This window comes from Cellulomonas sp. PS-H5 (assembly GCF_019265565.1).
In the GTDB taxonomy this organism is placed as follows: Bacteria; Actinomycetota; Actinomycetes; order Actinomycetales; family Cellulomonadaceae; genus Cellulomonas.
Window position 1 is genome coordinate 1 of sequence record NZ_JAHVCI010000097.1, and the last position, 7,570, is coordinate 7,570.

A 7,570-nucleotide genomic window follows, 5' to 3' on the forward strand; every position below is an offset into this window, starting at 1 on the left:
CGGGCCGGGTCCGGGGCCGCGAGCGGAGCCGGACGCAGGCGCCGCCGGCCGGGCCCGGCCGGGGCGGCGCGGCGTCAGGCCGCGTCGTCGCCGAGCGCGCGGGCGAGCGCGACCGGCAGGTCCAGCGACTCGCCGTCCTTGCCGCCCGCGCCGATGACGAGCGGCGGGTCCTGCGGCTCCGGCCGCACCCCGCGCAGCCGCGCGGCCAGCGACGGCGGCACGGTCAGCACGTAGAAGCCGCCGTCGGTGCCGATCGCGACCGTCCGGTCCCGGCGCAGGTACCAGCCCTCCAGAGGCGTGCGGTAGCGACCACGCCCGCCGTAGCCCTGCGCGTGCAGCGGCTCGGGGGCGACGCCCCGGTCGCGGGCGTCGGCGACGAACCGCGCGATGAGCTCGCGGGCGCGGGCGGACTCGGCCTGACGCCGGGCGCGGAGGGCGGCCTCGTGGGCGTCGGCGGCCTCGCGGCGGCGGGACCGCCAGTCGGCGGCGCGATCGGCGGGCGCGTCGGGCGCACCCGCGTCGTCGGCCCCGGCGGGGACCGACGACGCGTCGCGCTCGCTCACTTCTCGGCCGGCGCGGCCGCGGCCTCGTCCTCGGAGGTCTCGGCGCTGTCGGCGGGCTGCTGGGCGGCCTGCGCCGCCTCCTTCGCGGCGGCGGGGCGCTCGGCGTCCTGCGCGGTCGGGGCGGGGGCAGCCTCGGCGGTGGCCGTCGCGTCCGCGGCGGCCTCGGCGCCGACGGCGTCCTTCGCCCCGTCCGCCGCCGCGTCCGGCTTCGCGTCGTCCTTCGCCCCGGCGGGTGCCGGGACCGCGGGCGTCGCCGCCGACACCGGGGCGGGCCGGCCCTTGCCGCGGGCCGGGCGGGCGGCAGGGCGGGCGGCCTGCTTCGCGTCGAACTGCGCCTGGGCGGCGTCGGCCTTCTCCAGCGTCGTGCGGTTCGGCGCCGGGTCGTGGCCGAGCAGGTTGCGCAGCTCGTCCAGGTAGGACGTTATCGACTCGCGCTGCCGGTTCAGGTCCTCGACCTGCCGCTGCGACGTCGTGCGCTCGCGCTCGGACTCGGCCATCGCCTCGGACAGCGTCTTCTCGGCGTGCTCGCGGGCCTCGGCGACGACGCGGTCGGCGTTCGCGCGGGCGTTGGACAGCAGCTCCTTGGAGTGGTTCTGCGAGTCGACGCGGATCTTCTCGGCCTGCTCGAGCGCCTTGGCGACCCGCTGCTCGGCGTCGGCGGCGTGCGCCTCGGCGTCGGAGACGAGCTTCTCGGTCTCGGCGCGGGCCGTGGCGTGCCGCTCGGCGTCGGCGCGCTCGGCGGCCTCGCGCTGCGCGGCGATCTGCAGCTCGGCGTCGGCGAGCTGCTGGCGGGCCTGCGCGGTGAGCGCGTCGGCCTCGGCGCGGGCGGTCGACCGGACCTCGTCCGCGGCCCGGTTCGCCTCGGTGAGCTGACGCTCGACGTCGAGGCGGGTGGCCTCGCGCAGCTCCGCGACCTCGCGCTCCGTGCGCTCGCGCAGCTCGGCCGCATCGCGCTCGGTGCGCTCGCGCAGCTCGGTGGTCTCGCGCTCGGCGAGCGCCCGGAGGGTGGCGGCCTCGTGCTCGGTGCGCTCGCGCAGCTCGGTGGTCTCGCGCTCGGCGGTGGCGCGCAGCTCGCTCGCGTACTGCTCGGACTCCGCGCGCAGGGCGGCGAGCGCCTGCTCGGCCTCCTGCCGGGCGGCCGCGATCTCGTCGGCCACGGCCGCGCGCAGCTCACCGGTCTCGCGGTCGGCGGTCGCCCGGACGAAGCCCGAGTACTGCTCGGCCTCGGCCCGCAGGGCGGTGGTCTCGGCGGTCGCCCGCTGCTGGGTCTCGGCGGCGGCCCGCTCGGCGGCCGACCGCACGGCGTCGGCCTGGGCGGCGGCGTCGGCGCGCACGGCGCGGGACTCCTCGGCCGCGGCCTGCCGCGCCTCGGCGATCTCCGTCGCCGCCACCGACCGCTGCATCGCGGCCCAGCGCTCGGCCTCGGTGCGCAGCTCGGCGAGCTCCGCGGTCACGCGCTGCCGCAGCGCCGTCGTCTCGGCGTCGGCGGCCTGACGCAGGTCCTGGTCGTAGCGCTCGGCCTCGGCCCGCATCGCCGTCGTCTCCGACTCGGTGCGCGTGCGCAGCTCCTCCGCGGCCTGCTCGGTGCTGATCCGGAGCTCGGTCGTCTCGCGCTCGACCGTCGCCCGCAGCGTGCCGAGCTCGCGCTCCAGCGTCGCGCGGCGCTCGCTCTCCTCGGTCTGGATGGCGGTCTGGATCCGGGCGGCCTCGCGCTCCGCCGACCCGACCAGCTCCTCCGCGCGTCGCTGCGCGCCGGTCAGCGCGCTCTCGGCCTCGGTGTGCGCCGTCGACCGCTCCTCCGTCGCCTCGCGGCGCGCGGTCGCGAGCAGCTCGGCGACCTCGTTCTCGGCGCGGGCACGGAGCTGGCCGGCCGCGAGCCGCGCACGGGCCAGGGCGTCGGACGCCTGCGCGTTCGCCTGCTGCACGACGTCGGACGACTGCTCCTCGGCGGACCGCAGCAGCATCTCGATGCGGGAGCCCAGTCCCGAGTAGGTCGGCCGCTCCGCCTCGCGGAGCTGGCGGTGCGCCTCGGACAGCTCGCCCGAGATCTGCAGCACGCGCTCGTCCATCGAGGCGACCTGGCTGCGGGCGTCCTGCAGCGCGCGCTCGAGCTCCTGCATCCGGGTGTCGACGGGTCCGCGGTCGTAACCACGGAAGTTGACCACCGGGAAGGGCGTACGGTCCTCTGCCACGAAGTTCCTCCTGCGAGCGCGCGCGAGCGCTTGTGGGGACGGCCTCCGGGCGGGAGGCTCGGGGCGTCGGTCGGCCCGCGTCCGCCGTCCAGGGTATCGGCAGCGCCACGGCCCGGGACACCCGTCGGCCGGGCACGCACCCGGCCCGCAGCAGGCCCGATTTGCCCGGACCCCGAGGTGGTCCGCCTATCCTGGGACGTCACGTTCGAGAGGAAGATGCGTGCTCCAACGACTGATCGCCGCCGTCCTCGGGGTGCTCGGGGTCGCGGCCATCGGGCTCGGCGTCGCCTCCGCCACCGTCTGGCGGGCCGACGACCCGCTGGTGGCCACGGCCGCGCCCGGGGGACAGACCCGGACCCTCGTGACCGACCCCGGCGTGCTCGAGCTCGCCGGCGACCCCGTCACCGTGACCGTGCGCGCCGACGGCGCGCCGGTGGTGCTCGCGGTCGGCCGGGACACGGACGTCACCGCCTGGGTGGGCGCCGACCCGTACGAGCGGGTCACCGGTCTGTCCGACTGGCACACGCTCGCCACCACGTCCGGCCAGGACGCGGCGGAGCCGTCCGCGAGCCCGTCCGCGTCCGCGACCGAGGAGGCCGCCGCCGAGGCGGCCCCGTCGCCGACGGCGAGCGAGGACGCGGGCGCGGCCGCGGCGACCGCGGCCGACCCGACCGGCAACGACATGTGGGTCGCCGAGGTCGCCGGCGACGGCACCGCGACGCTCGAGTGGCCGGCCCAGGAGGGCCGCTGGTCGCTGCTCGCCGTGAGCCTGGGCGACAGCGCGCCGGTGCTGGACCTGTCCTGGCCGCAGACCGTCACCACGCCGTGGCTGTGGCCGGGCGTCGCGCTCGGCGTGCTGCTGCTGGCGGTCGCCGCGATCCTGCTCGTGCGCATCCTGCGCGAGCGGCGCGAGGGCCCCGACGCCGGCTGGACCGACGTGAGCACCGGGACGCTCGCGACGGTTCCCCTCCCTGCCGGTGCGCAGGGGGGTGGAGCGGGCGGTGTCCCGGCGGCCGGGCCCGACGGAGCGATCCCGCTCGGCACCGTCACGCCGGGGGCGCCGCTGACCCGCCGGCAGATCCGTGAGGCCGAGGCCGCCGCGGCGGCCGCCCGCAAGCGCGGCGGCCGGACGCCCACCGGCTCCGTGCCGGCCGTGACAGGGGCGACGCCCGTGGTGACGGGGGCGACGCCCGTGGTCACCGGGGCGACGCCCGTGGTCACCGGGGCGACGCCGGCTGCGCCGGGTGCGACCCCGGCGGGCACGGATGCGGCCGCGACCGGCCCCGACGCGACCCCGGCGGGCGCCGGTACGGCCACCGCCGTCCCCGGGCCGACCCCGGACGCGCCCGCGACGACCGGCAGCGGCCCGGCTGCCCGCGCTGCCGCGCCCCGGTCCGGTCCGCGCGACGACGCGACCACGACCCTGCCGGTGACGCCGGCCGCCCCGGCGGACGCCGCTGGTGCGTCGTCGACCCCGGCCGCCCCGCCCGCCGCGGACGCCGACGCCGACGCCCGCCCGGCCAGGGCCGGTCGGGGGCTCGCCGACCGCCTCCCGCGGCGCCGAGGCCGCTCCGGCACGGGCGAGCCGGCTCCCTCGCGGACGGACGACGCCGCGACGTCACCGGCGCACCCCGCGGCGACCGGCTCCGGACCCGCCGCGGGCTCGTCTGCCGGCCCGGCGCCCACGGCGTCCTGGGCCCCGGCGCCCGCTCCCGGCCCGGCCGCCCGCCCGGCCTCCGGTCCGGTCGGGTCCCCGGCACCCGCTCCGTCCGCCCCGCCCGGTGCGCGTACGGCGTCGTCGCCCGCCGCCCCCCGCGTCCCGGGTGCGCCGACGCCCTCCGCGCCGGCGCCGCGTCCGGGGGCCGCGCCCGGCGGGCCCGGTGCCGCCGCCGAGGACGACGCCGCCACCCGCGCCCAGCGCGCGGACGCCTGGCGTCGCATGTGGGGGTTCCCCAGCACCGACGAGGGCGCCGCCACCCCGCAGGACGACGACACCCCGGAGGAGGGCCGATGACCGCACGCACCACGGGGCACCGCCCCGGCACCGCGCGGCTGCGCCGCCGTCTGGCCGGCACGGCGGTCGCCGTCGTCGCGGCCCTGGGTCTGGCGGCCTGCGCCAACCCGGTGCCGGAGCCGACGCCCGACGCCGTGCCGGCGGTCCCGCCGCCGGCGCTGACCGTCGCCCAGTCGACCGACGTGCTCGACCAGGTCGGGACGGTCCTCGCGGCCGGGGACGAGGCGCTCGACGCCTCGGGTCTCGGCGCCCGGCTCGTCGGGCCGGCGCTCGCGATCCGCTCGGCGGAGTACGTCCGCGCCACCGCGACCAACGGCGAGCGTCCTCCGGTCGTGATCCCGACGACCGCGCAGACGACGATCACCCCCGACACCACCAGCTGGCCGCGGACGCAGATGGTCGTGACCACGCAGCCCGACGACCTGCAGGCGCCGCTGCTGCTCGTCCTGATGCAGGACGGCCCGCGGGACCCGTACCGGCTGTGGAGCTGGGCACGGCTCGGACCGTCGGTGCAGATGCCGCCGACGGCCACGCCCGAGGAGGGCAGCGAGCCGGTGGCCGCCGACGACGGCACGTCGCTGCTGCTGTCGCCGACCGAGGCGATGGCGCAGTACGCGGACGTGCTCACGAACGGCGACGCGTCCGCGGCCGCGGCGACCTTCCCGGCCGACTTCTTCCGCACCGCGATCACCGAGGCGCGGAACCAGACCACCGCGAGCCTGCAGGCGGTGGCGACCGTCGCCGAGACGGTCTCCCCGGAGGCGGGTGCGGTGACCGCGCTGCGCACCGCCGACGGCGGGGCGATCGTGGTCGGTCAGCTGACGACGGTCACCACCGTCACGCTGTCCCAGGGCAGCATCACGCTGAACGACCCGTTCGACGCCGCCCTCGCCGGCAAGGGCAGCGTGTCGAGCAACCTGGTCCGGACCTGGACCGACGTGGTAGCGATGTACGTGCCCCCGGCGGGCGGCGCGCAGCAGGTGACCGTGCTGGCGGCGGAGCACGCCCGCACGGCGGTCACCGGTGAGTGATGACGTGAGAGCACGCGAGAGCAGGAGCACTTCGGCATGAGCCAGAACCCGGCCCACGAGCCGCGCCTCAACGTGCGCGGGGCGGTCGACCTCTCCGGGCTCGGGCGCCCGGCCACCCCCGCGCCCGGCACCCCGGGCGGGCTGCCGACGCCGGGGCCGTACACGGTCGACGTCGACACCGAGGGCTTCCCGGCCCTGGTGCAGTCCTCGACCCAGCACCCGGTCGTCGTCCTGCTGTGGGCGTCGTGGAGCGAGACCAGCATCAACCTCGCCCGCGACCTCGGGGCGCTAGCCGACCAGTACGGCGGGCGACTCCTGCTCGCGCGGATCGACTCCGAGGCCAACCCGCAGGTCGCCGCCGCGTTCCAGACGCAGTCGGTCCCGGCCGTCGTCGCCGTCCTGGCGGGCCAGCCGCTGCCGCTGTTCCAGGGCGCACCGCCGGCCGACCAGGTGCGGGGCGTGCTCGACCAGGTCCTCGAGGCCGCCGCCGCCAACGGCATCACGGGCACGGTCGCGGCCCAGGAGGCGGAGCCGGCGCCGGCCGAGCCCGAGGAGCCGCCGCTCCCGCCGCTGCACCAGGAGGCGTACGACGCGATCGAGCGCGACGACCTGCCGGCCGCGGCCGCTGCCTACGAGCAGGCGCTCAAGGAGAACCCCCGCGACGACATGGCGCGCGCGGGTCTGGCGCAGGTCGGGCTGCTGAGCCGGACCCGGGACGTCGACCTCGCCGAGGTGCGCAAGACGGCCGCCGATGCCCCGTCCGACGTGGACGCGCAGCTGGCGGTGGCGGACGTCGACGTGCTGGGCGGCCAGATCGAGGACGCGTTCGCGCGGCTCGTCGACACCGTCCGGGTCACGTTCGGCCCGGACCGCGAGCGGATCCGGGTGCGGCTGGTCGAGCTGTTCGACGTCGTCGGCGCCGAGGACCCCCGGGTCGCGGCCGCGCGCCGCGCGCTGGCGAGCGCCCTGTACTGACTCCAGGCCGCCGGCCCCTTCCGGGTGGGGGGAGCGCGGCGACCGCCGACCGGGCCCGTCCGACCTCCGTGGTCGGGCGGGCCCGCGTCGTCTCGCCGGCCCGCGCGGGGGACCGGCCGGAGGAACGCCGCAGGTGAGGGTAGGGATCGGGGGTGACCGCCGTCACGGCGTCCCGAGTTGACGGTCCCTGCGGGCCGTGCGTAATGTTCTTCTTCGTCGCCCGGCAGGGAGGAACGGACACCGAGGATCAACCCGGTGGCTGGTCCCGCGGACGACCACCCCCTGGTACGGCCTCAACGGGACGCATGAGCCCGGACATCGCCGCGCCGCGGGACGATCCACGAGGATCGGGACGGTCCACACGGACTTGACCGGCCGGAGCGGATCGGATAAGTTTGAACGGTTGCCTCCGGTCAGGAGCTCGCAAGAGCGAACGAAGGATGCGCGTCTGTTCTTTGAGAACTCAACAGTGTGCCTAGTAGTTGATGCCAAGATGGTTCATCGGCTCGGGTGGCCGCCCCGTTCGGGGTTGGTCGTTCGGTGTCGGTGGGTCTTGGTTGATACGGAAGCCTTCCGACCCCGTCGGGTGGCTTCTTTAGCAGCCGAATTGACTGATCCTCGCTCGCCAGCGGGTGGGGGTCGTTTCGTGTGTCGGTGGATCGCCGCTCTCGGGTGGTGGTTGCCAATGAGACATCTACGGAGAGTTTGATTCTGGCTCAGGACGAACGCTGGCGGCGTGCTTAACACATGCAAGTCGAACGGTGAAGCCCAGCTTGCTGGGTGGATCAGTGGCGA

At 77.4% G+C, this 7,570-nt stretch carries 5 protein-coding genes and 1 rRNA gene; 4 read left to right on the forward strand and 2 right to left on the reverse strand.

Translation table 11 applies throughout. From position 1 onward, the window contains the following. Nucleotides 1-74: 74 nt before the first annotated feature. Together J5O08_RS19910 and J5O08_RS19915 are read right to left on the reverse strand one after the other, a co-directional pair. Nucleotides 75-563: a hypothetical protein gene (locus J5O08_RS19910; protein ID WP_308161183.1), complete on the reverse strand. Its 489-nt coding sequence runs from the start codon at nucleotides 561-563 to the stop codon at nucleotides 75-77. After that, a complete protein-coding gene (locus J5O08_RS19915; protein WP_218708657.1) occupies nucleotides 560-2,755 on the reverse strand; it encodes a hypothetical protein in 2,196 nt (731 codons plus the stop codon). Before J5O08_RS19915 ends, J5O08_RS19910 begins: the two co-directional genes overlap by 4 nt. Before the next feature lie 220 nt (nucleotides 2,756-2,975). Here J5O08_RS19915 and J5O08_RS19920 point away from each other — a divergent pair, with 220 nt between their 5' ends. From J5O08_RS19920 to J5O08_RS19935, 4 genes are all read left to right on the forward strand, one after another. After that, nucleotides 2,976-4,769, forward strand: coding sequence for a hypothetical protein (locus J5O08_RS19920; RefSeq protein WP_218708658.1), 1,794 nt, complete (start codon nucleotides 2,976-2,978; stop codon nucleotides 4,767-4,769). After that, on the forward strand, nucleotides 4,766-5,800 hold the full coding sequence (locus J5O08_RS19925) for a hypothetical protein (protein WP_255590277.1): 1,035 nt from the start codon (nucleotides 4,766-4,768) through the stop codon (nucleotides 5,798-5,800). The genes J5O08_RS19920 and J5O08_RS19925 overlap by 4 nt, the downstream gene beginning before the upstream one ends. Before the next feature lie 36 nt (nucleotides 5,801-5,836). Next, nucleotides 5,837-6,775 carry a tetratricopeptide repeat protein gene (locus tag J5O08_RS19930; RefSeq protein ID WP_218708659.1) on the forward strand — a complete coding sequence of 313 codons (939 nt, stop codon included), beginning with the start codon at nucleotides 5,837-5,839 and terminating at the stop codon, nucleotides 6,773-6,775. 693 nt (nucleotides 6,776-7,468) lie between these two features. Next, a 16S ribosomal RNA gene (locus J5O08_RS19935) occupies nucleotides 7,469-7,570 on the forward strand; the annotation flags it as partial.

What these genes read in the sequence shown, in the direction of transcription:
- J5O08_RS19925 (WP_255590277.1), top strand. Translation starts at nt 4,766, where the DNA reads ATGACCGCACGCACCACGGGGCACCGCCCCGGCACCGCGCGGCTGCGC.
- J5O08_RS19930 (WP_218708659.1), top strand. Translation starts at nt 5,837, where the DNA reads ATGAGCCAGAACCCGGCCCACGAGCCGCGCCTCAACGTGCGCGGGGCG.